Origin of the sequence: Pseudomonas sp. NFPP04 (assembly GCF_900113815.1) — a bacterium.
Taxonomy (GTDB): domain Bacteria; phylum Pseudomonadota; class Gammaproteobacteria; order Pseudomonadales; family Pseudomonadaceae; genus Aquipseudomonas; species Aquipseudomonas extremorientalis.
In genome coordinates this window covers 109,383-133,047 of sequence record NZ_FOQS01000008.1, presented here as the reverse complement: position 1 = coordinate 133,047, position 23,665 = coordinate 109,383, and the positions used below count along the sequence as shown (strand labels likewise).

Sequence of the window (23,665 nt, the reverse complement as noted above, 5' to 3'; positions counted from 1 at the left end):
CTCCCTTGTTTAACAAGGGAGCGGCTTTTTTATGGCTGTAATGTTTCAGCACAGGAATAACTAGCAAGCTAACTAACGAGATTAACACTTGCACCTTGAACCTGACCTATCGGCCAAGTTCAAGACGATAACCTCAAATTACTTGGCAGCTGTTTCCTGCATCACACGAATAACCCGCTGCGGAAATGGAATATCAATCCCCGCCGCTTTCAAACGGTCACGCGCCAGTTCATTCAACATGAACATCACATCCCAATAATCCGCTGTCTTGGTCCAGCAACGCAGGGAAACGGTGATCGAACTGTCGCCCAAAGTCGAAACCACCGCCACGGCGGCCGGATCGGCCAGTACGCGCGGATCCTTCGCCAGCTCCAGCAGCACTTCACGGGCTTTCTGCAGGTCGGCTTCATAGTCCACACCCACATCAAACACCACCTTGCGGGTCGGCTGGCGGTTGGTGTTGGTGATCAGGCCGTTGGATAGGCTGCCGTTAGGGATGATCACGGTCTTGTTGTCGCCGGTGCGCAGCACGGTGTGGAAGATCTGGATGCTGTCGACGGTACCCGAGGTGCCCTGGGCTTCGATCCAGTCACCAATGCGGAACGGGCGGAACAGCAGAATCAGCACGCCGCCGGCAAAGTTCGCCAGGCTGCCTTGCAAGGCCAGGCCGATGGCCAGGGTGGCGGCACCAATCGCGGCTACGAACGAGGTGGTTGCCACGCCGATCATCGAGGCCACGTTGACCACCAGCATGACTTTGAGCGCAATGTTCGCCAGGCTGGTAATGAAGTGTTGCAGGGCCAGGTCGGCATTGCGCATTGCCAGCAAACGTCCCACGCGGTGGGTCAACACATTGATCAGCCACCAACCGATGGCCAGGGTGACCACCGCCAGCAAAAACCGGCTGCCGTATTCCATGATCATCGGCAGCCACGACTCTGAGGTCTTGATCAGGTGATCCACTTCAGCATTGAAATCCATCTACATTCTCCTGGTTACCGGATGTTCGGCGTATCGAGTGGCCATAAATGCAATTGAGCCCAGGAGGGCTCAATAGTAGGCGCAGGTTGTGGGGCGTGGGACGTCAAAAACGCCCACAGGTTCCCCAATGTGCCATCAGTCGCGGAAGTTATTGAACTGCAGCGGCATGTCGAAGGTCTTGGCGCGCAGGGCCGCGATGGCTTCTTGCAGGTCGTCACGCTTCTTGCCGGTAACGCGTACCTGTTCACCCTGGATCGCGGCCTGGACTTTCAGCTTGGCGTCCTTGATGTGGGCGACGATCTTCTTCGCCAGCTCCTTGTCGATGCCTTCCTTGAGCACGGCTTCCTGCTTCATCAATTTGCCGGAGGCGTAGGCGTCCTTGACTTCAAGGCACTGCACATCGATCTTGCGCTTGACCAGCGACAGCTTGAGGATCTCGATCATCGCTTCCAGCTGGAAATCGGCTTCAGCAGTCAGGTTGACGGTCAGCTCTTTTTCCTTGAATTCGAAGCTGCCCTTGCCTTTCAAGTCATAGCGGCGATCCAGCTCCTTGACGGCGTTCTCGACGGCGTTGGTGACTTCGTGTTTGTCCAGTTCGGATACCACGTCGAACGAAGGCATGTCATATCTCCAATATAAGGGGCGGGCTCAGTAGAGATGGAGCGCGCCCAAGCTAAAATGCCGGGGCATTATAGCGGTTCTTTCGTCCCGTTCGCTGCGGGCGACCCTACGGAGCAAAAACTGATGTCGACCACCTGGCATATTCTCGGCGCCGGCAGCCTGGGCACCCTTTGGGCCACTCGCCTGGCGCGCGCTGGCGTGCCCGTACGGTTGATCCTGCGCGATGAAGCGCGCTTGGCCAGTTATCAGGTAGCCAAGGGGCTGACCCTGGTGGAACAAGGTGTAGAACACACCTACCCGGTGATCGGCGAAACAGCTGACAGTCCGGGGCCGATTCATCGTCTGCTGGTAGCATGCAAAGCCTACGACGCTCAAGCCGCCGTCGCACAGTTGCAACACCGCCTTGCACTGGACGCCGAACTGATCCTGTTACAGAACGGCCTGGGCAGCCAGGATGCCGTCGCCGCGCAACTGCCCCAGGCCCGCTGCATCTTCGCCTCCAGCACCGAAGGCGCGTTTCGCGACGGCGACTGGCGCGTGGTGTTCGCCGGGCATGGCTACACCTGGCTGGGCGATGCGGGCCACCCTACCCCGCCGCTGTGGCTCGACGACTTGCACGCCGCCGGCATCCCCCACGATTGGAGCACCGACATCCTCACGCGGCTCTGGCGCAAGTTGGCGCTCAATTGCGCCATCAACCCGCTGACCGTGCTGTATCAGTGCCGCAATGGCGAGCTACAGGCCCACCAGTGCGAAGTCGCCACCCTGTGCGCCGAACTCGGCGAACTGCTGGAATGCTGCGGCCAGCCCGACGCCGCGCTGGACCTGCAACACGAGGTGGAACGGGTGATCCAGGCCACCGCCGCGAACTACTCCTCCATGTACCAGGACGTGGCCGCCGGCCGCCGCACCGAAATCAGCTACCTATTGGGCTATGCTTGCCAGGCGGCTGCCCGTCACCAACTGAACCTGCCGCACCTTCAACAGTTGCAAGTGCGCCTGGTCGAGCAGTTGCTTGCACGCGGATTGCCCCGCGACTGAACCACGCGCTACCCTGCCCGCCTGTCTATCACCTGGGAAAACCCTGATGCCGCTGCGCCAGCGTCTTGAAAACCTACCGGTCGGGCAGAAACTGCTGGCCGCCCTGCTGGTGCTATTGACCACCGTACTGCTGGTGGCCAACCTGACCTTTATCAGCGCCGCCTACTGGATTTCCCAGGAAAGCATGGCGCCCCAGGCCTTGCAGGCCATCGGCCGCCTGGTGTCCAACCCGGCGCTCGCCGCCGAGGCCCTCGAATCGCCGGCCAAGGCCGACGCATTGCTCAATGAACTGACCAGCTATTCGCCGCTGCGCGCCGCCGCCCTGTATGACGGCGACGGCAACCGTTTAGCGCAGATGCAACACGGTGACCGCCTGCACCTTCCCGATAACTACCGGCATATCGAGGCCTGGCGTGTCACCGAGTTTCGCAGCAACCAAGTCATCACCCTGCCTCGCGCCGGCCAACCGTCCGGGCATTTGCTGCTGGTGGCCAGCAGCGAGCTGCCAGTGGCGTTCTACACCGGCACGCTGACAGCCAGCCTGGGCATCCTGATTTTCAGCGTACTGTTGTGGCTGGTCATCGCCCGCCAGATCAAACGCCTGATCACCCGGCCGATCCACGAGCTGGAAGAACTGTCGCGCCAGGTCACCCGCGAAGAGAACTACGCCCTGCGTGCCGGTCGCGGTAACCGCGATGAAATCGGCAGCCTGGCCGAAGCCTTCAACACCATGCTGTCGCGCATCGAAGCCCGAGAGCAGCAGCTCAAGCGTGCACGGGACGACTCCCAGGCGGCGTACGACCAGGCCCAAGGCTTGGCCGAGGAGACGCGCCACACCAACCGCAAGCTGGAGCTGGAAGTCCAGGTCCGCAGCAAGATCGAGAAAAAGCTCACCGGTTTCCAGAATTACCTGAACAGCATCATCGACTCGATGCCCTCGGCCTTGATCGCCCTGGATGAACAGCTCTACGTCACCCAATGGAACCAGGAAGCCAGCGCCCTCTCCGGCACGCGCCTGGATGAAGCCCTGAATCAGCCGATCTACCTGGCCTTCCAGCCGCTCAAGCCTTACTTGCCGCAGATCAGGGCGGCGGTCGAACAACACACGGTGGAGCGCATCGAACGCGTCACCTGGTTCAAGGACGACGAAGCCAAGCACTATGCCCTCACGTTTTACCCGCTGATGGGCGGTGCCGGACGTGGCGTGGTGATCCGCATCGATGACATCACCCAGCGCCTGTCCCTGGAAGAAATGATGGTGCAGTCGGAGAAAATGCTTTCCGTCGGCGGCCTGGCCGCCGGCATGGCCCACGAGATCAACAACCCGCTGGGCGCGATCCTGCATAACGTGCAGAACATCCGCCGCCGCTTGTCCCCCGACTTGCCGAAGAACCTGGAACACGCGGAACAGGTGGGTATCGAGCTGGAGACCGTCAACCGCTACCTGCAAAGCCGCGAAGTGCCGCAGTTGCTCGACGGCATCCAGCAGGCCGGGGCGCGGGCGGCGAAGATCGTCACCCATATGCTCAGTTTCAGTCGCCGCAGCAACCGACAGATGGCGCCTTGCGACTTGCCGGCATTGATCGACCAGGCGGTGGAGATCGCCGGTAACGATTTCGACCTGGCCATCGGCTTTGACTTCAAGGGCCAGGCGATCATCCGCCAGTTCGATCCCCAATTGGGTCCGGTGCCCGGCACCGCCAACGAACTCGAACAGGTCCTGCTCAACCTGCTGAAAAACGCAGCCCAGGCCATCCACCTGCGTGAAGACGACAGCGAACCGGGGCGCATCATCCTGCGCACCCGCCTCAACCCGCCGTGGGCGGAGATCCAGGTGGAAGACAACGGCATCGGCATGAGCGAAAACGTGCGCAAACGCACTTTCGAGCCGTTCTTCACCACCAAGGAAATCGGCCAGGGCACCGGGCTTGGGCTGTCGGTGTCGTATTTCATCATCACCAACAACCACAAAGGCCAGATGGAAGTGCACTCCACCCTCGGTCAGGGCACCTGCTTTACCTTGCGCTTACCCCTGGCCGGCAGCCAGCTGCCGCCTTACGAACTCACCCAACTGGAGCAATGAACATGGGCTTTCGCCTGTCGAAAATCTACACCCGCACCGGCGACAAGGGCGAAACCGGCCTGGGCGACGGCCGCCGCGTGCCCAAGGATCACCCACGGGTGGAGGCCATTGGCGAGGTTGATACGTTGAACAGCCAGTTGGGCTTGTTACTGGCCAGCCTGGAAGAACAGAGTGGCAAACATCCGGAACTGAAGGATGTGATCGAGGTGCTTACGCCTTGCCAGCATCGCTTGTTCGACTTGGGGGGCGAGTTGGCGATGCCGGTGTACAAGGCGTTGAATGCGGCGGAAGTGGACCGGCTGGAGGCGGCGATTGACCGCTGGAATGAAGAAGTGGGACCGCTGGAGAACTTCATCCTGCCCGGAGGCTCGGCGTTGGTCGCCCAGGCCCATATGTGCCGCAGCCTGGCGCGCAGTGCGGAGCGGCGGTGTCAGCAGTTGAATGCGATCGAGCCGTTGGAAGGGGTGGGGTTGGCGTATATCAATCGGTTGTCGGATTTGCTGTTTGTGGCGGCGCGGGTGATTGCAAGGCGCCAGGGCGTGGCCGAGGTTTTATGGCAGGCTGCCGCTAAACCCCACTGATTATCCAGCGCCTGATCTGACGCCTTCGCAAGCAAGCCCGCTCCCACATTTGACCGCATTCCAACGGTAGAACTCGGTCGAATGTGGGAGGGGGCTTGCCTCCCCGATAAGGCCGGTCAGAACAGCCTCAAATCTCAGGCCAGAACGCGCGAATCCCTGCGACACCTTGGGCCCCAGCCTCCCAAGCCTTCTCCCGCTCGGCGGGTCCAACCCCACCCAACAGAAACACCGGTTTGCTGAACCCACGGATCAGCTCTGCGGCCTGCTCCCAACCCAACGGCTGCGCATCAGGATGGGTCTGGGTCGGTTGCACCGGCGACAGCGTGACAAAATCCACGTCCATCATTTCTGCCAGAGCCAATTCCTCGGCGTTATGGCAGGAAGCAGCCAGCCAGCGATCCTTTGGCAACGGGCGCCCCTTGCTGGCGTATTTGCGCAATTGCGCCGAGGTCATGTGCCAACCGGCCGCAGGAAAATCCCCCAGCCATTCAAACGGCCCCTTGAGCATCAACTGGGCCTTGCCCGCACACAGGCCCACCGCATCCACCGCAAGGTCGCGGTATTTGGGGTCGTAGCCGTTGGGCGCGCGCAGTTGCACCAGCTTGATGCCGCCAGCAATGGCTTTCTGAATACCCCGCAGTAACGTCGGGGTTTCCAGTTCGCCCGGTGTGATCAGGTACTCGGCAGGTAAACGCGCAGCCGCAACGATCGGTGCATTGGCCGCCGGGAACTCGTAGTTGAGCAGATCCCGGGGCGCCACCCACTCCAGCGGTTGCCCTTCGGCGCCATGGGGCTCACCGGTAAAAGCCGAGACTTCCCAGACATCCAGTAACACCTGCTTGTCCGGGTAGTCATGCTGCACCTTGATCAGCGGTCGCGCCGTGGTGACCTGGATGCCCAGCTCTTCCTGCAATTCGCGGGACAGTGCGCCGGCTACCGATTCATTGGCTTCCACCTTGCCGCCGGGAAACTCCCAGAGGCCGCCCTGATGCTGGGTATCGGCGCGGCGCGCCAGCAGGATTTTGCCGTCGACACCGCGGATCACCGCTGCTGCTACATGCACTCGTTTCACCGCGCTTATCCTCTTAGGTACGGTATTCCGCGTTGATCTTCACGTACTCGTGGGACAGGTCAGTGGTCCAGATGGTTTCGCTGCATTCGCCGCGACCCAACTCGATGCGGATGGTGATTTCTTCCTGCTGCATGACCGCCGAACCCTGGGCTTCGGTGTAGGTTTCAGCACGGGCGCCACGGCTGGCAATGCACACATCGCCCAGGAACACATCGATCTTGCTCACGTCCAGGTCCGGCACACCGGCGCGGCCGACGGCCGCCAGGATACGGCCCCAGTTCGGGTCAGAGGCGAACAGCGCGGTCTTGATCAGTGGCGAGTGAGCCACGGTGTAACCCACGTCCAGGCATTCCTGGTGGTTAGCGCCGCCGTTGACTTCAACCGTCACGAACTTGGTCGCGCCCTCGCCGTCCCGCACGATGGCCTGCGCCACGTCCATGCACACTTCAAACACCGCCTGCTTCAACGCGGCGAACAGCGGGCCGCTGGCCTCGGTGATCTCCGGCAGGTTGGCCTGGCCGGTGGCGATCAGCATGCAGCAGTCGTTGGTCGAAGTGTCGCCATCGATGGTGATGCGGTTGAACGACTTGTTGGCGCCGTCCAGGATCAGGCTGTGCAGCACGTCGCGGGAGACTTTGGCGTCGGTGGCGATGTAGCCGAGCATGGTGGCCATGTTTGGACGGATCATGCCCGCACCTTTGCTGATGCCGGTCACGGTGACAGTCACGCCGTCGTGCACGAACTGGCGGCTGGCGCCTTTTGGCAGGGTGTCGGTGGTCATGATGCCGGTGGCGGCGGCCGCCCAGTTATCCACAGACAGGTCGTCCAATGCGGCTTGCAGCGCGCCTTCGATTTTCTCGACGGGCAATGGCTCACCGATCACGCCGGTGGAATACGGCAGCACTTGGCTGGCGTCCACGCCGGTCAGTTGGGCCAGCTTGGCGCAGGTACGCGCCGCCGCTACCAGACCTGGCTCGCCGGTGCCAGCGTTGGCATTACCGGTGTTGGTCAGCAGGTAGCGGATGGTACCGGCCACGCGTTGCTTGGCCAGGATCACCGGCGCGGCGCAGAAGGCGTTGAGGGTGAACACACCAGCAACGGTCGAGCCTTCGGCGCAACGCATCACGACCACATCCTTGCGCCCCGGGCGCTTGATGCCGGCCGAAGCGATACCGAGTTCAAAACCGGCAACCGGGTGCAACGTGGGCAAAGGACCAAGACCAACAGCCATGAATGCGCTCCTTAAAAATGGGTGATGTCTGTGCCGTCGTGAGCGACGGTGAAATTAATGGCAAAACGCCGCGACGGCAGGAGCCGGTCGCGGCGCAGGGTGTTGCAGCGTCAGGCGGAAATCTTATTCGATCTGGCCGTGGCAGTGTTTGAACTTCTTGCCCGAGCCGCACCAGCACAGCTCGTTGCGACCCAGCTTCTGTTCGTTGCGCACCGGGCTTTTAGCCAGGGCCACATCGATCTCTTCGCCCAATACCTCAGGAGCTTCCAGGCCCGGTGCTTCGTCGTGCTGGAACTGCATACGCGCAGCCAGTGCCTCGGCTTCCTGACGCAGGCGGGCCTCTTCCTCGATCGGGTCTTCGCGACGCACCTGAACGTGGGAGAGCACACGGATGGAATCGCGCTTGATCGAATCCAGCAGTTCGGAGAACAGCGTGTACGACTCGCGCTTGTACTCCTGCTTCGGGTTCTTCTGGGCGTAACCGCGCAGGTGAATGCCGTGACGCAGGTGGTCCATGGTCGACAGGTGGTCTTTCCACAGGTCGTCCAGCACGCGCAGAACGATTTGCTTCTCGAAGGTGCGCAGTGCTTCGGCACTCGCCTGCTCTTCTTTCTCGTTGTACGCGGCCAGCAATTCGGCCATCAGTTTTTCGCGCAGGGTTTCTTCGTAAAGATGGTCGTCTTCGTCCAACCACTGCTGGACCGGCAAGTCGACACCGAAGTCGCTCTTCAACGCCGCTTCCAGGCCGGCAACATCCCACTGCTCAGGCAGGGATTGTGGCGGGATGTGTGCGCTGACGGTGGCGTTGAGCACGTCCTGGCGGAAATCGGCGATGGTCTCGCCAATGTTGTCGGCGGCCAGCAACGTGTTACGCATGTGATAGATCACTTTACGCTGTTCGTTGTTGACGTCATCGAACTCGAGCAGTTGCTTACGAATATCGAAGTTGCGGCCTTCAACCTTGCGCTGCGCCTTCTCGATGGCGTTGGTCACCATGCGGTGCTCGATCGCTTCACCGGACTGCATGCCCAGGGCCTTCATGAAGTTTTTCACGCGGTCCGAGGCGAAGATGCGCATCAGGCTGTCTTCCAGGGACAGGTAGAAGCGGCTGGAACCGGCGTCACCCTGGCGACCGGCACGGCCACGCAGCTGGTTGTCGATACGGCGCGATTCGTGACGCTCGGAAGCGATCACCTGCAGGCCGCCGGATTCCAGCACGGCCTGGTGGCGCTTCTGCCAGTCGGCCTTGATCTGGGCGATCTGCTCGGGGCTCGGGTTGTCCAGGGCCGCGACTTCCACTTCCCAGTTGCCGCCCAACAGGATGTCGGTACCACGACCCGCCATGTTGGTGGCGATGGTCAGTGCGCCCGGACGACCGGCCTGGGCGATGATCTCGGCTTCTTTTTCGTGGAACTTGGCGTTGAGGACCTTGTGCTCGATGCCTTCCTTGTTGAGCAGGTTGGACACATGCTCGGAAGTCTCGATGGTGGCGGTACCCACCAGGATCGGACGGCCCTTGGCCATGCCGTCCTTGATGTCGTTGATGATCGCCGCGTACTTCTCTTCGGCGGTCAGGAACACCAGGTCGTTGTAGTCCTTACGCGCCAGTGGCTTGTTCGGCGGGATAACCACCACCGACAGACCGTAGATCTGGTGGAATTCGAACGCTTCGGTGTCGGCCGTACCGGTCATGCCGGACAGTTTGTTGTAAAGACGGAAGTAGTTCTGGAAGGTGGTGGACGCCAACGTCTGGCTTTCAGCCTGGATGTTGAGGTGTTCCTTCGCTTCGATGGCCTGGTGCAGGCCTTCGGACAGACGGCGACCCGGCATGGTACGGCCGGTGTGCTCGTCGACCAGCACGACCTGGCCGTCCTGCACGATGTACTCGACATTGCGATGGAACAGCTTGTGGGCACGCAGGCCGGCATACACGTGGGTCAACAGGCCCAGGTTGTGCGCCGAGTACAGGCTTTCCCCCTCGGCCAGCTCGCCGATCTGGGTCAGCATTTCTTCGACGAACTGGTGACCGGCTTCGTTGAGTTCGACCTGGCGGGTCTTCTCGTCGATGGTGAAGTGGCCTTCTTTGGTCACCACGCCTTCGACTTCCTCGATGTGCTGCTCCAGGCGCGGGATCAACTTGTTGATCTCGGTGTACAGGCGCGAGCTGTCTTCGGCCTGGCCGGAGATGATCAGCGGGGTACGGGCTTCGTCGATGAGGATGGAGTCGACTTCGTCGATCACGGCAAAGTTGAGTTCGCGCTGGAATTTTTCTTCCATGCTGAACGCCATGTTGTCGCGCAGGTAGTCGAAACCGAATTCGTTGTTGGTGCCGTAGGTGATGTCGGCGGCATAGGCGGCGCGCTTCTCCTCCGGCGGCTGGAACGGCGTTACCACGCCGACGGTCAGGCCGAGGAATTCATAGAGCGGGCGCATCCAGTTGGCATCGCGGCGAGCCAGGTAGTCGTTCACCGTCACCACGTGCACGCCCTTGCCGGACAATGCGTTGAGGTAAACGCCCAGGGTCGCCACCAGGGTCTTGCCTTCACCGGTGCGCATTTCGGCAATCATGCCTTCATGCAAGGTCATGCCGCCGATCAACTGGACGTCGAAGTGGCGCATGCCCATGACACGCTTACCGGCTTCACGGGCGACCGCAAAGGCTTCGGGAAGCAGCTTGTCGAGGGTTTCACCTTTGGCTATGCGGGCCTTGAACTCTTGGGTCTTGGCGCGCAATTGCTCGTCCGAAAGGGCAACCATCTGCTCTTCGAAGGCATTGACCAGCTGCACCGTCTTGAGCATGCGTTTGACTTCGCGCTCATTCTTGCTTCCAAAAAGTTTCTTTAACAAAGGCGCAAACATATCGGCAGGTTCTTCCACACATAGGGATGGAGGGCGCACCGTGAGTGGCCCGAGCAGCCCTCACGGCCGCATGCGAACGCGCATTCTACCCGGAATCGTGGGTGAGGAAAGTGGCGTTGTTCCCCGATGCTGGCATGGGGCGGTGAGAGGGCTTGTTTAAAATAAGGGCTTTTACCGGAACTTCAACCCATGGAGCGCAGAAGTTACCGATTGATTTCACGAACAAAACCCATGGATGCAGCGCCTGGGGCGTACGGGGGCTTTCTGCTACGATGGCAGCTCTGTTACTTAAGGTGTCCAATAATGGCATTTCGCCCCTCACCAGCCCGCGCGCCTGCGGTGTTGCTTCGTGATGCCAAGCCGCTGAAAGCCATCTTCGGCCATGCGCAACGCCTGGGCCGCCTGCAACGCCTGCTTGAAAGCCAGCTGCAACCGGCCGCGCGCGAACACTGCCGCGTAGCGTCCTGGCGCGAAGGCAACCTGCTGCTAATTGTCACAGATGGCCATTGGGCGACACGTCTGCGTTATCAGCAAAAACGCCTGCAACGTCAATTGATGGCCTTTGATGAATTCGCCGGCCTGACGCGCATCCAGTTCAAGGTACAACCGCCCACCACCCTGCCTGCCGTGGTGGAGCATACTCACGACCTGTCGACGAATGCCGCCGAAACCATTCAGGCAACAGCCGACGGGATCAGCAACCCCGCCTTGCGCGCTGCACTTGAGCGGCTGGCAGCCCACGCCAGGCCCAAACCCTGAGTCTCTATTTGCGCTTGCTGCCGCCTAGCAACGATCCCAACAAACCACGCACCAGTTGCCGTCCCATCTGATTGGCGGCCTGCTGCATCGCCGATTTCAACGCCTTGCCTGCCGTGGTGCCCAGAAATGCACCGGCCCTGTCGGTGAAGCTCGGCTCGTCGTTGGTCGGCCTGGTTTCTTCGGTCGGGCCAAGCGCCTTGCGTGACATCAGCACTTCGTAAGCGGACTCCCGGTCGATCGGCTTGTCATAACGCCCCTGCAGCGGCGAGCTGGCTACCAACGCGGCGCGTTCGGCTTCGCTGAGCGGCCCTATCCGTGATTGCGGCGGTGCCACCAAAACGCGCTGGACGACTTCCGGCGTGCCTTTTTCCTGCAAGGTGCCCACCAAGGCCTCACCTGTGCCCAGTTCCGTCAATACCGACAAGGCATCAAATGCAGGGTTTGGCCGAAACCCATCCGCTACGGCGCGCAGGGATTTCTGTTCCTTGGTGGTGAACGCCCGCAAGCCATGCTGGATGCGCAGGCCGAGTTGGGCCAACACGCTGTCCGGCAGGTCGCCTGGCGATTGAGTGACGAAATACACACCGACGCCTTTGGAGCGAATCAGCCGCACCACCTGTTCCAGGCGCTCCTGCAAGGCCTTGGGCGTATCGGCGAACAACAAATGAGCTTCATCAAAAAACAGTGCAAGCAGCGGCTTGTCTGCATCGCCACGCTCGGGCAGTTGCTCGAATAGCTCCGCCAACAGCCACAGCAGGAACGTCGCATACACCTTCGGCGCCTCGTGCACCAGGCGGCTGGCGTCCAGCAGATGGATGCGCCCGCGCCCATCGCTGGTGGGTTGCAGGATGTCTTCCAACTGCAGGGCCGGTTCGCCAAACAAGGCTTCAGCGCCCTGTTGCTCCAGCACCGCCAGGCGCCGCAAGAGGGCCTGGCTGGATCCGGTGGTCATCAGCGCCGCGTCTTCACCCAGTAATTCCGGGTGATAGCGCAAGTGGTTAAGCAGTGCCTTGAGGTCCTTGAGGTCCAGCAACAGCAAGCCTTCACGATCCGCCACCTTGAACGCTGCGTAAAGCGCCGACTGTTGGCTGTCAGTGAGCTCCAGGAGACTACCGAGCAACAACGGGCCCATCTCGCTGATGGTGGTGCGCAATGGATGACCGGACTGCCCGTGGATATCCCACAGCGTGACCGGATAAGCCTTGGCCGTGTAGTTCAGGAAAGGCATGCTGGCGATGCGCTCGGCGACCTTGCCTTGCGGGTTCGCTGCGGCGCCCAGGCCGCAAAGGTCCCCTTTGATGTCCGCGGCAAACACCGCCACGCCGGCGTCACTGAAGGCTTCCGCCAGGCGTTGCAATGTAACGGTCTTGCCCGTGCCGGTGGCACCGGCGATCAACCCGTGGCGATTGGCCAACCGCATGGCCTGGGCGATGGGCTGGCCGGAAAGATCGGCACCGATAAGCAGTTGCGAGGAGTCAGGCATTTCGTCACCCATGGTTAATCTTTAGTGTCGCCAGGTCGATATAGGCAGATGTGAGACCCACAAAGTCTAAAAATAGGTCAGATAGTTCCTACATGGACCACCAGAGCTACTACAAGAAGTATCACACCTTTTTTGACGCTGTCATTTTGCGCATCCCACAAGGACGCGCCTTGGATATTAAGACCTTAGCGGACCCTACAAGCCATGAATAAAAATCTGCGCTTCAGCCACAAAATCCTGCTTGCAGCCTCCCTTATCGTCATCGCGGCTTTCGCGCTGTTTACCCTCTACAACGACTACCTGCAACGCAACGCCATTCGCGACGACCTCAACAACTACCTGCATGAAATGGGCGACGTCACCGCTAGCAACATTCAAACCTGGCTTAGCGGGCGTATTGCGCTGGTGGAAAACGCCGCACAAAACATCGCCATCAACCCCGAGCCGTCTGCGGTTGCCGGCCTGTTGGAACAGAAAACCCTGACGTCCTCATTTATGGCGACCTACGTCGGCGACAGTCAGGGCGCCTTTACCATCCGCCCCGACACCAAGATGCCGGATGGTTTCGACCCGCGTGTGCGGCCCTGGTACAAGGGCGCCCAAAGCAGCAACGGCTCAACCCTGACCGAACCCTATATCGATGCGGCCACCGGCAAATTGATCATCTCCGTGGCTACCCCCAGCACTCGAGGCGCTCAGAGCATCGGCGTAGTGGGTGGCGACCTGAGCCTGCAAACCCTGGTGGATAACATTGGCGCGCTGGACTTCGGCGGCATGGGCTATGCGTTTCTGGTCAGCGCCGATGGCAAGGTACTGGTACACCCGGACAAAAACCTGGTGATGAAAACCCTGGCTGACGTTTATCCAAAAAACACACCGAAGATCAGCCCTGACTTCAGCGAAGTCGAGGTCAACGGCAAGGACAACATCGTGACTTTTACACCGATCAAGGGCCTGCCCTCGGTGAACTGGTACCTCGGTATTTCAGTAGATAAAGACAAATCCTTCGCCATGCTCAGCGAATTCCGCACTTCGGCGGTAATAGCCACGGTTATTGCCGTGGTGATCATCATTGCCCTGCTCGGCATGCTTATCCGCGTATTGATGCAACCGCTGCATGTGATGACCCGCGCCATGCAGGATATTGCCGATGGCGAAGGCGACCTGACCCGTCGCCTGACCATCCAGAATCATGATGAGTTCGGCACACTGGGTAACGCGTTCAACCGCTTCGTGGAGCGTATTCATACGTCGATCCGCGAGGTGTCCTCAGCCACCGAACAGGTGAATGAGGTAGCACTGCGGGTGGTCAGCGCGTCCAACTCGTCGATGGTCAACTCCGACGAGCAGGCCAACCGTACCAACAGTGTCGCCGCCGCCATCAATGAATTGGGCGCAGCCGCCCAGGAAATTGCGCGCAATGCCGCGCAAGCGTCCCATCAGGCCAGCGATGCGCGGCATCTGGCTGAGGACGGCCAGCAAGTGGTCGAGCGCAATATCAAGGCGATGAATCAGCTGTCAGCGATGATCAGCGCTTCCAGCAGCAATATCGAAGCGCTTAACAGCAAGACGGTGAATATTGGCCAGATTCTCGAAGTCATTACCAGTATTTCCCAGCAAACCAACCTGCTGGCGTTAAACGCTGCCATTGAAGCGGCACGTGCCGGGGAAGCGGGCCGTGGGTTTGCGGTGGTTGCCGATGAAGTGCGCAACCTGGCGCATCGCACGCAGGAATCCGCGCAGCAAGTGCAGAAGATGATCGAGGAACTGCAAGTCGGCGCCCGGGATTCGGTCAGTACCATGAGTGATAGTCAGCGCCATAGCCTCGACAGCGTGGACATCGCCAACCTGGCCGGCGAACGCCTGAACAGCGTGACCCAGCGCATCGGCGAGATCGACGGCATGAACCAGTCGGTCGCCACCGCGACTGAGGAACAGACTTCAGTGGTGGAGTCGATCAACATGGACATTACCGAGATCAACACCCTCAATCAGGAAGGGGTGGAAAACTTGCAATCCACGCTGCGAGCATGTGCCGACCTTGAGCAACAAGCGACACGGTTGAAGCAATTGGTCGGTAGTTTCCGGATTTGATCAGCAGTCCTCAGGCTCGGACCTGGCCTGCTCCTGCTCCCACAACTCGGCGGCACCGGGAAATTCGGTGCCGTCCTCGCTGTCCAGGTCATCCGGGTCATATCGACTCAAACACCCCTCCCCCAACGTAGCGGGGGCTTTTGACGTGGCTTTGTCCAACGGATCACTCATCGCTCAATCCTCAAAGGCGCGCAAAGAAAAAAGGCCTGGAACGATTTAACGCCCAGGCCCTTCATTCTTCAATCACAACAGGTCGGTCAGAACACCACTGTCTTGTTGCCGTGCACCAGCACGCGGTCTTCCAGGTGGTAGCGCAGGCCTCGGGCCAGGACCATCTTCTCGACGTCACGGCCGAAACGCACCATGTCTTCAATGCTGTCGCTGTGGCTGACACGCACCACGTCCTGCTCGATGATCGGGCCGGCGTCCAGCTCCTCGGTGACGTAGTGGCAAGTCGCGCCGATCAACTTCACCCCCCGCAGGGAAGCCTGGTGGTACGGCTTGGCCCCTACGAACGACGGCAGGAAGCTGTGGTGAATGTTGATCACCTTGCCGGCGTATTCGCGGCACAGTTCCGGCGGCAGGATTTGCATGTAGCGCGCCAGCACCACAACGTCAGCCTCGTGCTGCTTGACCAGGCGAGAAACCTCGGCGAACGCCGGCTCCTTGTCCTGCGGGTTGACCGGCACGTGGTAATACGGAATGCCATGCCACTCGACCATGCTGCGCAGGTCGTCGTGGTTGGAAATCACGCAAGCGATCTCGCAGTCCAGTTCATCACTGTGCCAGCGGTGCAGCAAATCGGCCAGGCAGTGGGATTCGCGGCTGGCCATCAACACCACGCGTTTTTTCTGCTCGGTGTCGGTGATGTGCCAGGTCATCGAAAACTCTTCGGCGATCGGCGCAAACGCTTCGCGGAAGGCATCAAGACCAAAAGGCAGCGAATCGGCACGAATCTCGTGACGCATGAAGAACCAACCGCTGAGATTGTCCGAGTGATGACTCGCCTCGGTGATCCAGCCGTTGTGGGAGGCCAGAAAGTTACTGACTTTGGCAACGATGCCGACCCGGTCCGGGCAAGCAATCACCAGCCGAAAAGTGCGCATTAGGGGGAAACTCCAGAACTTCGCAAAGGCCGCCATTCTAGCGATTGCGCAGGAAAACTGCAGTACTCGTTAACGTTTATTCTGATCACCGCCCACAGCCTTGCCCCTTAATAGCCTATGGTTTTACCACTGCATATATGAGGCTGTTGCGCCACGTCACGGCTGCTCCCGCTTTTCAAGCAGATTTATCTTAGGGTCTACGCCCTGGTAATTAACTCGAATGCATAGCATTGCTACAAACATTCAAAGTAATTCACATAAATGCGACCTTAAATGTTTACTTGGGCAAACCGCCTGACTATTATTGGGCCACTATCCCTGTCAATCAGCGCTCTACATAAGGTAGTCCACATGTCTCTGATCAACGAATACCGTGCCACCGAAGAAGCTATCAAAGAGCTGCAAGCCCGTTTGAAGAACCTGTCCCAAGACGACAAACTGCAAACCGAGCTGGAATTCGAAGGTAAATTGCGCGCCCTGATGGGTGAATACTCCAAATCCCTGCGTGACATCATTGCGCTGCTGGATCCAGAGTCGAAAGTTAAGGCTCCACGCGGCGCCGTAAAAACTACCGGTACCAAGCGTGCCCGCAAAGTCAAACAGTACAAAAACCCGCACAACGGCGAAGTGATTGAAACCAAAGGTGGCAACCACAAAACGCTGAAAGAGTGGAAAGCCAAGTGGGGCGGTGACGTAGTTGAAGGTTGGGCTACCCTGCTGGGCTAAGCCTCACCAGGCTTGCGCCTGAGCCGTTACACATAAAAAACGCCAGCTTGCTGGCGTTTTTTATTGTCTGCATAGTCTGCAAAACCGACTACAGATTCATTCTGGTTGCTAGAGAGTCCGCATACTCCTGCCATTGCTCCAGCACCTGGGACTGCAACGGTGAAGCACTTATAGCGAATTCACGCCGAGCCTGTTCAAACGCCTCAAGGGTATTCGGTGCGCCCCATTCCGGGCTCGACAAACGTTGCTGACAGAAAAGTTTCCAGCGCAGTTGCTCCTCGCTGTTCAACGTATCGGGGAAGTTGCGTGCTCGGTAGCGGAACAATAATTCAGGCAAACGCTCGTCATCAAAAGGCCACTGCTGGCGCGCTAATTGCGCAGGTTCAGCCGTTCGGACTTGTTCACATAAACGCCGGTCACGGTCTCCGATAAAACCGTCGTAAAGCTGTTGCTCAGGGTCCGAACTCGGCGTGAAGTCTTCGTGCGCGTAAATGGCCGCCAACTTATCGCGCCAAAGTTCCTGTGCGTCAGTTAGCCGCAGCGCCCGCTCCTGATAAATACTCATGTCCAAGTGCAGACGCTCACGATCTTCTGCGCGCAGCACATTCAAGGGCGCCACCACGGGGCAGCGATTGATATGCACCAATTTGAGGGGGACCGGCAGTTCACCGTCGGCCAGATCGTCACGGCGAGTGTAGAGACGCTGGCGCAAGGTATCGGCATCAAGGTCCAGCAGCCCTTGCGGGTCGAGTCCGAGGTCACAGACAATCAATGCATTGCGATTACGCGGGTGCCATGCAAGCGGCAGCACCACCCCCAGGTAATGACGTTCGGCAGAGAAACGCCCGGAAATATGCACCATCGGTTGCAGCAGACGCACCTGGTCCATCACCCGTTGCTTGCTGCGCAGTTGAAACAGCCATTCATACAACTTGGGCTGTTTCTCACGTACCAGCCGAGCCAATGCAATCGTGGCACGCACATCGGATAACGCATCGTGTGCCTGGCCATGGTCGATACCATTGGCTTCGGTCAGCCGCTCCAGCTTGAGCGTGACACGCCCATCCTCCTGCGGCCACTCGATGCCCTCCGGGCGCAGGGCGTAGGCGGTGCGAACCACGTCGATCAAATCCCAGCGACTGTTACCCCCCTGCCATTCTCGTGCGTAGGGGTCGAAAAAATTTCGATAGAGGCTGTAGCGCGTCATCTCGTCATCAAACCGCAGCGTGTTGTAACCGGCGCCGCATGTACCCGGGACGGCCAGTTCAGTGTGCACCCGAGTCATGAAGTCGGCCTCGGCCAAGCCTTTTTCCGCGAGTATTGCGGGCGTGATTCCAGTGATCGCACAGGCGATGGGGTGCGGCAGGATATCGTCGCTGGGCTGGCAATAGAGATTGACCGGCGCGCCGATCTCGTTGAGTTCAAGGTCGGTACGAATTCCGGCTACCTGAAGAGGGCGATCGCTGCGCGGGTTGATGCCGGTGGTTTCATAGTCGTACCAGAAAATGGAGTTCACGGGCTGTTCCTGTACTGAAGATCGACAAAGTCTAGGCGCTGGAAGGCGTCCGCGACCAGCACCAAATATACTGTACAAACATCCAGCAAAATCTTGAGTGGTTGCTTCCATCCCCGACACTGCTAGCATCCGTGTCTTCCAGCCACTCTGCACTGCCAAGGATCGCGATGCCGTCAGCCCCATTGGACACCCGCTACCAGATCGAGACCCCGGAGGGCATCGACCTGCCCCTGCGCCCGGCCGGCCTGGTGCCGCGCGTGCTCGCCTTTGCCTTCGACCTGGGCGTACGCGCGGTGGTCATGGGCGTTCTGCTGGTGCCATTGGCCTTGCTTGGCAACGTCGGTATCGGCCTGGGAGCGCTGCTGCTGTTCCTGATCAGTTGGTGGTACATGGTGCTGTTCGAGGTGCTCAACCAGGGTTGCTCACCCGGCAAGCAGGTCATGGGGTTGCGTGTCGTACAAGATGACGGCACTCCGATTGGCTGGTCCGCATCACTGATCCGCAACCTGCTGCGGTTTGTCGACATGCTGCCGTTCGGCTACTGCCTCGGCGCGATCAGTTGCCTGCAGCACCCCCATTTCAAGCGCCTGGGCGACCTGGCCGCCGGCACTCTGGTGATCTACCGTGAACAGCCGCTGGTACGCCCCCAGATTCCTCAAGCGACGGCCCTGCGCCTGCCCTTCGCCCTGGATTTGAGCGAACAACGGGCGATCCTTGGTTTCGCGGAACGCCAGGGGGAACTGTCCACCGAGCGCGTTCACGAATTGGCCTCGATTCTTGCAGCCCCCTTGCAGGTATCCCCCGCCCGCGCTGCGGAACAACTCAATGGCGTGGCCCGTGGCCTGCTGGGGCCAGCATGAAACAGAGCCTTTTCGAAAGCCGTCACCAGCGCCAATGGCAAGCCTTCGCCGAACAGCTCAAACAGTTGGAGCAAGGCCAGGCCAAGGCCGGTGACGTGGCCGATTTCCCTCATCAATATCGACGCCTGTGCCAGCATTTGGCCCTGGCCCAGGAACGCGGCTACAGCAGCTATCTGGTAGACCCATTGCAACAACTGGCCCTGCGCGGCCACCAACAACTCTACCGTCATCGCAGCCAACTGGCGGCGAATGCGCTGAGCTTTGTACTCGCCGATTTTCCTCGGCTGGTACGGGAGCAGTGGCGTTTTGTGCTGATCGCCAGCCTGCTGTTCTTTGGCAGCCTGGTGGGTATTGCCCTGCTGGTCTACCTGTTTCCCGACCTGATCTACAGCATCGTCAGCCCGCAACAGGTGGCCGAGATGCAGGGCATGTACGACCCTGATGCCAGCCGCCTGGGCCGCGCCGCCGAGCGTGCATCGAGCGAAGATTGGATGATGTTCGGCTACTACGTGATGCACAACATCGGTATCGCGTTCCAGACGTTTGCCGCCGGTTTAGTGTTCGGTCTGGGCAGCGTGTTCTTTCTGATTTTCAACGGCCTCATCATCGGTGCGGTCTCCGGTCACCTGACCGAGATCGGCTATGGCCAGACCTTCTGGTCATTCGTCATCGGCCATGGCGCATTCGAACTGACCGCGATCGCCCTCGCCGGGGCCGCAGGCTTGCAGTTGGGGTGGGCACTGATCGCTCCGGGACAATTGACCCGTGGTGAATCATTGCGGCTGGCTGCACGCAAGAGCGTGCAAATGCTCTGCGGTGTCATGATTTTCCTGCTGATCGCAGCGTTCATCGAGGCTTATTGGTCATCCACCACCGTGATAACCCCGTGGGTCAAATACCTGGTGGGCGCTGTTCTGTGGCTGCTGGTGGGCACTTACCTGGGCTTTGCGGGAAGGAATCGCCATGCGCCTGACTGATGCCAGCGTGGTCATCCGGCCGCGTACTGCCTGGGAAGCCATGGATCTTGGCGCCTTGATGGCACGGGAGCATCGCGTGCTATTGATGGGCAGTTGGGCATTGGTCACCGTACCTGTGTACGCCTTGCTTACAGCCCTGCTGTGGCAGTATCCGTCCACCGCCATATTTCTGTTCTGGTGGCTCAAGCCGGCCTTCGACCGCTTGCCGCTGTACATTTTGTCCAAGGCCCTGTTTGGTGAAACGCCCACTATCAAGCACGCTGTGCGCCAGTGGCCGCTCCTCCTCAAGGGTCAACTGCTGGCCAGCCTGACCTGGCGACGGCTGAGCCTGAGCCGCAGCTTTGTAATGCCGGTGAGCCAACTCGAAGGCCTGGACGGCCCGGCACGCCAGAAACGCCTGGGCGTGTTGCAGCAACGCAATGCCGGAGCCGCGCGCTGGCTCACCATCATCGGAATGCACCTGGAAATAGGCCTGTGGTTCGGCTGCATGGCACTGTTCTATCTGTTCATCCCACAAAACCTCGAGATGGATTGGGACTGGCAGCGCCTGTTATTGGCGACAAGTTCGGAAGGGTTATGGCTGGAGCACCTGGGCAACGCATTCTATGTCTTGCTGCTGATATTTTGGGAACCCATCTATGTCGCCTGCGGCTTCAGCCTCTACCTTAATCGTCGCACCGTATTGGAAGCCTGGGACCTGGAGCTGGTCTTCCGACGCCTTCGTCAGCGCCTGAGCAATGTGGCCCCGCTGTTGTTATTGATGATCGGACTGATGCTGCTGCCTCTCAGCCATCCTGTCATGGCCGAAGCTTCCAGTCCCTCCAAACCGCTGAGTACCCCGAGCGCGAGCCAATCCATCAAATCGCTGCTGGACAAACCGCCCTTCAAGAACCCGGAAACCGTAACCCGTTATCGGTTTGGCGAAGAAAAGCCAGCCGGTAAAAACAAAACACACAGTGACGGCAGACTTCCCGATTGGCTGAAGGCGCTGCTGGACAACCTCAACAGCAATACCTTCAAGCACATCGCCCAAGGCTTGGAAGTTCTACTGTGGGGCGTTTTCATCGGCAGCCTGATCATGCTCGCGTGGCGTTACCGAGACTGGTTGCACACCTTCGTCAGCCGGCGCGGGCCGCGTAAGACAGAGGTTGCCAAACCCCTGCCCACGCAATTGTTCGGTCTTGAACTGGGTACCGAAACCTTGCCCGACGACGTTGCCGGCGCCGCCGAACAGCTATGGGCCACCCAACCCAGGGTAGCCCTCGCCCTGCTGTATCGAGGCCTGCTCAGCCGGTTATTGCATGATTTCAACCTGCCATTGAAAGGCGCTGATACCGAAGGCCAGGTCCTGGCACGTGTACACCAGTTGCAGCAACCACAGCTGCTGGCCTTCAGTGATGAACTGACCCGTCATTGGCAAAACCTCGCTTATGGTCACCGCCTGCCTCCGCTCCCTGCCCAGCAGAAACTATGCAGTGATTGGCGCGCCCTGTTCAGCCCAGGGAGCAATCCATGAATCGGCCATTACTATGGGTGGGGTTATTACTGGCGTGCCTGCTTGGCGCGGGCGGTTACTACGCATGGAGCAAGGCGACTCCCTATGACGAAGTGGTAGATCGTGGTCCTTCGCCAGAGGCGCTGGCCAATCCTTACCTGGCAGCCGAACACTTTCTGCGCCAACAAGGCCTGACCGTAGAGCATGCCTATAACCTGAAACAGCTGGATACCTTGCCCTCCAAGGGCAACAGCCTACTGCTGCTCGGCGAGCGCAGTAATATGTCGCCACGCCAGGTAGAACAGTTGCTGGAGTGGACCAGGTCAGGCGGCCATCTGTTGCTGGTCGCCGAGGCGCTGTGGGATGAAGAGACTGGCAAAAGCGGTGACCTGCTGCTCGATCGCCTGCAGATTCACCAGACACTGAGTGACGAACCTGAAGAACCTGCCACTTCCCTCAAAAAGCCCTCAAGCAAGAAAGCCCGGGACCTGACCAAACTCTATGTCGACAATGAAACCGCACCGGCTTATTTCAGTTTCGACACAGATTTCAACCTGACCGACCCCAAGCACCTGGCTCAATTCTCCGCCAACAGCGCAAGGGCCAGCCACCTGATGCAGCTCGACCTTGGGGAAGGCAGTGTCACAGTGATCACGGACAGCGACCTGTGGAAAACCCCGAACATCGGCAAGCACGACAACGCCTGGCTGCTGTGGTACCTGAACCAGGGCACCGCCGTGACTTTGCTGTTCAACAGCGACTTCGACGACCTGTTCACCTTGCTGATGCGGTATTTCCCCCAAGCCCTGGTGGCACTCACTGCCCTCGTCGCCTTGGGACTTTGGCGGGCCGGCGTGCGTCAAGGCCCGATTCGGGCCCCTGCATCCCCCGCGCGTCGCCAATTGCAGGAACACCTGAAAGCCAGTGCCGATTTCCTGCTGCGGCGCATCGGCCAGGGCACCCTGCTGCAGGCCTTGCAACGCGATATCTTGCGTGCGGCCCGACGCCGCCACCCCGGTTTTGAACGCCTCGACAACGCAGAACAGCGCCGCGTGCTTGAACACCTGACGCGCCAACCCTCTCACGTCATCAACCAGGCCCTTGGCCCACTCCCGGCAAAACGGCTTTCCAGCGCCGATTTCAGCCGACAGGTGGCGTGCCTGCAAACCCTCAGGAATGCCTTATGAGTGATTTCCCAAGCACCACTGCCTTGACCAGTGAAGCCCTGCAACGCGCCAGTGGGCAAGCCCAAGCCCTGCGCACTGAGTTGCGCAAGGCAGTGATTGGCCAGGATTCGGTGATCGAAGACGTCCTGACCGCACTGATCGCCGGTGGCCACGTGCTGCTCGAAGGCGTGCCAGGGCTGGGCAAAACCTTGCTGGTGCGCGCCTTGGCACGCTGCTTCGAGGGCGATTTCGCGCGTATCCAGTTCACCCCGGACCTGATGCCCAGCGACGTCACAGGCCACGCCGTGTATGACCTGCATACCGAACAGTTCAAGCTGCGCAAGGGGCCAGTGTTCACCCACTTGTTGCTGGCCGATGAAATCAACCGTGCTCCAGCCAAGACCCAGGCAGCCTTGCTCGAGGCCATGCAGGAACGGCAGGTGACCCTCGAAGGCGAGGCGCTGCCCATCGGCCAACCGTTCATGGTGTTGGCGACACAGAATCCCATCGAACAGGAAGGCACATACCCCCTGCCGGAGGCGGAACTGGATCGCTTCATGCTCAAGGTGCGCATGGATTACCCCGACGCGCAGCAGGAACTGGAGATGGTGCGCGAAGTCACCCGCTCGTCGCGGGCCGACATGCTGGCTGTACACCCATTGCGCACCGTATTGCAGGCCGAAGATGTGCTGCAACTGCAGCAGGTTGCCAGTGACCTTGCCCTGGATGAACAGGTGCTCGACTATGCCGTGCGCCTGGCACGCGCTACACGCAGCTGGCCAGGGCTGGCGATCGGTGCCGGACCGCGCGCCTCAATCGACCTGGTCCGCGGCGCCCGTGCCCGCGCCTTGTTGCGCGGTGGTGAATTTGTAACACCGGACGATATCAAGGGATGCGCCCTGGCAGTACTGCGTCATCGCGTACGTATCGCGCCAGAGCTGGATATCGATGGGCTGGAGGTCGACCAAGTGCTCAGGCAGTTGTTGGATCAGATTCCGGCACCCCGGCAGTGAC

20 protein-coding genes and 1 pseudogene are annotated in these 23,665 nt (G+C 59.9%); 12 read left to right on the top strand and 9 right to left on the bottom strand.

The annotated features are described in order from the left end of the window. Nucleotides 1-138: 138 nt before the first annotated feature. Nucleotides 139-981: a mechanosensitive ion channel family protein gene (locus tag BM017_RS18185; protein WP_092246869.1), complete on the bottom strand. Its 843-nt coding sequence runs from the start codon at nt 979-981 to the stop codon at nt 139-141. Nucleotides 982-1,116: 135 nt separating this feature from the next. Next, a complete protein-coding gene (locus BM017_RS18180) occupies nt 1,117-1,602 on the bottom strand; it encodes a YajQ family cyclic di-GMP-binding protein (RefSeq protein ID WP_071489385.1) in 486 nt (161 codons plus the stop codon). A 123-nt stretch (nt 1,603-1,725) separates the two neighbouring features. Here BM017_RS18180 and BM017_RS18175 point away from each other — a divergent pair, with 123 nt between their 5' ends. From BM017_RS18175 to BM017_RS18165, 3 genes are read left to right on the top strand one after another with little or no spacing between them, the layout of a single operon-like run. Continuing rightward, on the top strand, nt 1,726-2,643 hold the full coding sequence (locus tag BM017_RS18175) for a putative 2-dehydropantoate 2-reductase (RefSeq protein WP_092246867.1): 918 nt from the start codon (nt 1,726-1,728) through the stop codon (nt 2,641-2,643). Between the two features lie 46 nt (nt 2,644-2,689). Further along, the gene (locus BM017_RS18170; RefSeq protein ID WP_071489383.1) at nt 2,690-4,726 is read left to right on the top strand and encodes a sensor histidine kinase; all 2,037 of its coding nucleotides are present in this window, start codon (nt 2,690-2,692) and stop codon (nt 4,724-4,726) included. A gap of 2 nt (nt 4,727-4,728) precedes the next feature. After that, nucleotides 4,729-5,307 carry a cob(I)yrinic acid a,c-diamide adenosyltransferase gene (locus tag BM017_RS18165; protein WP_092246864.1) on the top strand — a complete coding sequence of 193 codons (579 nt, stop codon included), beginning with the start codon at nt 4,729-4,731 and terminating at the stop codon, nt 5,305-5,307. A gap of 127 nt (nt 5,308-5,434) precedes the next feature. Here BM017_RS18165 and BM017_RS18160 read toward each other — a convergent pair whose 3' ends face one another. The 3 genes from BM017_RS18160 to secA all read right to left on the bottom strand — a co-directional run bounded on the left by BM017_RS18160 (nt 5,435) and on the right by secA (nt 10,469). Further along, nucleotides 5,435-6,379, bottom strand: a complete 945-nt coding sequence (locus tag BM017_RS18160; RefSeq protein WP_071489381.1) for a Nudix family hydrolase — start codon at nt 6,377-6,379, stop codon at nt 5,435-5,437. Nucleotides 6,380-6,392: 13 nt separating this feature from the next. Then, on the bottom strand, nt 6,393-7,610 hold the full coding sequence (argJ, locus tag BM017_RS18155; RefSeq protein ID WP_071489380.1) for a bifunctional glutamate N-acetyltransferase/amino-acid acetyltransferase ArgJ: 1,218 nt from the start codon (nt 7,608-7,610) through the stop codon (nt 6,393-6,395). 123 nt (nt 7,611-7,733) lie between these two features. Further along, nucleotides 7,734-10,469 carry a preprotein translocase subunit SecA gene (gene secA / locus BM017_RS18150; protein WP_092246861.1) on the bottom strand — a complete coding sequence of 912 codons (2,736 nt, stop codon included), beginning with the start codon at nt 10,467-10,469 and terminating at the stop codon, nt 7,734-7,736. 303 nt (nt 10,470-10,772) lie between these two features. On the opposite strand from secA, the gene BM017_RS18145 reads away from it, so the two are divergent. Next, the gene (locus BM017_RS18145) at nt 10,773-11,228 is read left to right on the top strand and encodes a DUF721 domain-containing protein (protein WP_071489378.1); all 456 of its coding nucleotides are present in this window, start codon (nt 10,773-10,775) and stop codon (nt 11,226-11,228) included. A 4-nt stretch (nt 11,229-11,232) separates the two neighbouring features. Here the strand turns inward: BM017_RS18145 and BM017_RS18140 are convergent, their stop codons facing one another. Then, nucleotides 11,233-12,711 (bottom strand): helicase HerA-like domain-containing protein, encoded by a 1,479-nt coding sequence (locus BM017_RS18140; RefSeq protein ID WP_092247154.1) that lies wholly within the window; start codon nt 12,709-12,711, stop codon nt 11,233-11,235. 204 nt (nt 12,712-12,915) lie between these two features. Here BM017_RS18140 and BM017_RS29695 point away from each other — a divergent pair. Together BM017_RS29695 and BM017_RS29690 are read left to right on the top strand one after the other, a co-directional pair. Then, nucleotides 12,916-13,947 (top strand): annotated as a pseudogene (locus tag BM017_RS29695) (cache domain-containing protein); the annotation flags it as partial. A 93-nt stretch (nt 13,948-14,040) separates the two neighbouring features. After that, entirely contained in the window at nt 14,041-14,805 is a 765-nt protein-coding gene (locus BM017_RS29690; RefSeq protein ID WP_371914386.1) for a methyl-accepting chemotaxis protein, read from the top strand. On the opposite strand, the gene BM017_RS29150 is transcribed toward BM017_RS29690, so the two are convergent. Then, complete coding sequence (locus BM017_RS29150; RefSeq protein ID WP_165447918.1) at nt 14,806-14,976, bottom strand: hypothetical protein; 171 nt, start codon at nt 14,974-14,976, stop codon at nt 14,806-14,808. A gap of 86 nt (nt 14,977-15,062) precedes the next feature. Beyond that, complete coding sequence (gene purU, locus BM017_RS18130) at nt 15,063-15,911, bottom strand: formyltetrahydrofolate deformylase (RefSeq protein ID WP_071489376.1); 849 nt, start codon at nt 15,909-15,911, stop codon at nt 15,063-15,065. Between the two features lie 351 nt (nt 15,912-16,262). On the opposite strand from purU, the gene mvaT reads away from it, so the two are divergent. Beyond that, on the top strand, nt 16,263-16,637 hold the full coding sequence (mvaT, locus tag BM017_RS18125) for a histone-like nucleoid-structuring protein MvaT (RefSeq protein ID WP_016970296.1): 375 nt from the start codon (nt 16,263-16,265) through the stop codon (nt 16,635-16,637). Nucleotides 16,638-16,725: 88 nt separating this feature from the next. Here the strand turns inward: mvaT and sbcB are convergent, their stop codons facing one another. Beyond that, nucleotides 16,726-18,153 (bottom strand): exodeoxyribonuclease I, encoded by a 1,428-nt coding sequence (gene sbcB, locus BM017_RS18120; protein ID WP_092246855.1) that lies wholly within the window; start codon nt 18,151-18,153, stop codon nt 16,726-16,728. 167 nt (nt 18,154-18,320) lie between these two features. Here sbcB and BM017_RS18115 point away from each other — a divergent pair, with 167 nt between their 5' ends. Genes BM017_RS18115 through BM017_RS18095 form a run of 5 tightly spaced genes read left to right on the top strand, consistent with a single transcriptional unit; the run spans nt 18,321 to nt 23,664 of the window. Beyond that, complete coding sequence (locus BM017_RS18115) at nt 18,321-19,013, top strand: RDD family protein (RefSeq protein ID WP_092246852.1); 693 nt, start codon at nt 18,321-18,323, stop codon at nt 19,011-19,013. After that, complete coding sequence (locus tag BM017_RS18110; protein WP_092246850.1) at nt 19,010-19,990, top strand: stage II sporulation protein M; 981 nt, start codon at nt 19,010-19,012, stop codon at nt 19,988-19,990. The genes BM017_RS18115 and BM017_RS18110 overlap by 4 nt, the downstream gene beginning before the upstream one ends. Continuing rightward, complete coding sequence (locus tag BM017_RS18105; RefSeq protein ID WP_092246847.1) at nt 19,977-21,506, top strand: DUF4129 domain-containing protein; 1,530 nt, start codon at nt 19,977-19,979, stop codon at nt 21,504-21,506. Before BM017_RS18110 ends, BM017_RS18105 begins: the two co-directional genes overlap by 14 nt. Next, complete coding sequence (locus BM017_RS18100; RefSeq protein WP_092246843.1) at nt 21,503-22,672, top strand: DUF4350 domain-containing protein; 1,170 nt, start codon at nt 21,503-21,505, stop codon at nt 22,670-22,672. The genes BM017_RS18105 and BM017_RS18100 overlap by 4 nt, the downstream gene beginning before the upstream one ends. Further along, nucleotides 22,669-23,664, top strand: a complete 996-nt coding sequence (locus BM017_RS18095; protein ID WP_071489518.1) for an AAA family ATPase — start codon at nt 22,669-22,671, stop codon at nt 23,662-23,664. Before BM017_RS18100 ends, BM017_RS18095 begins: the two co-directional genes overlap by 4 nt. Nucleotide 23,665 lies beyond the last annotated feature (1 nt).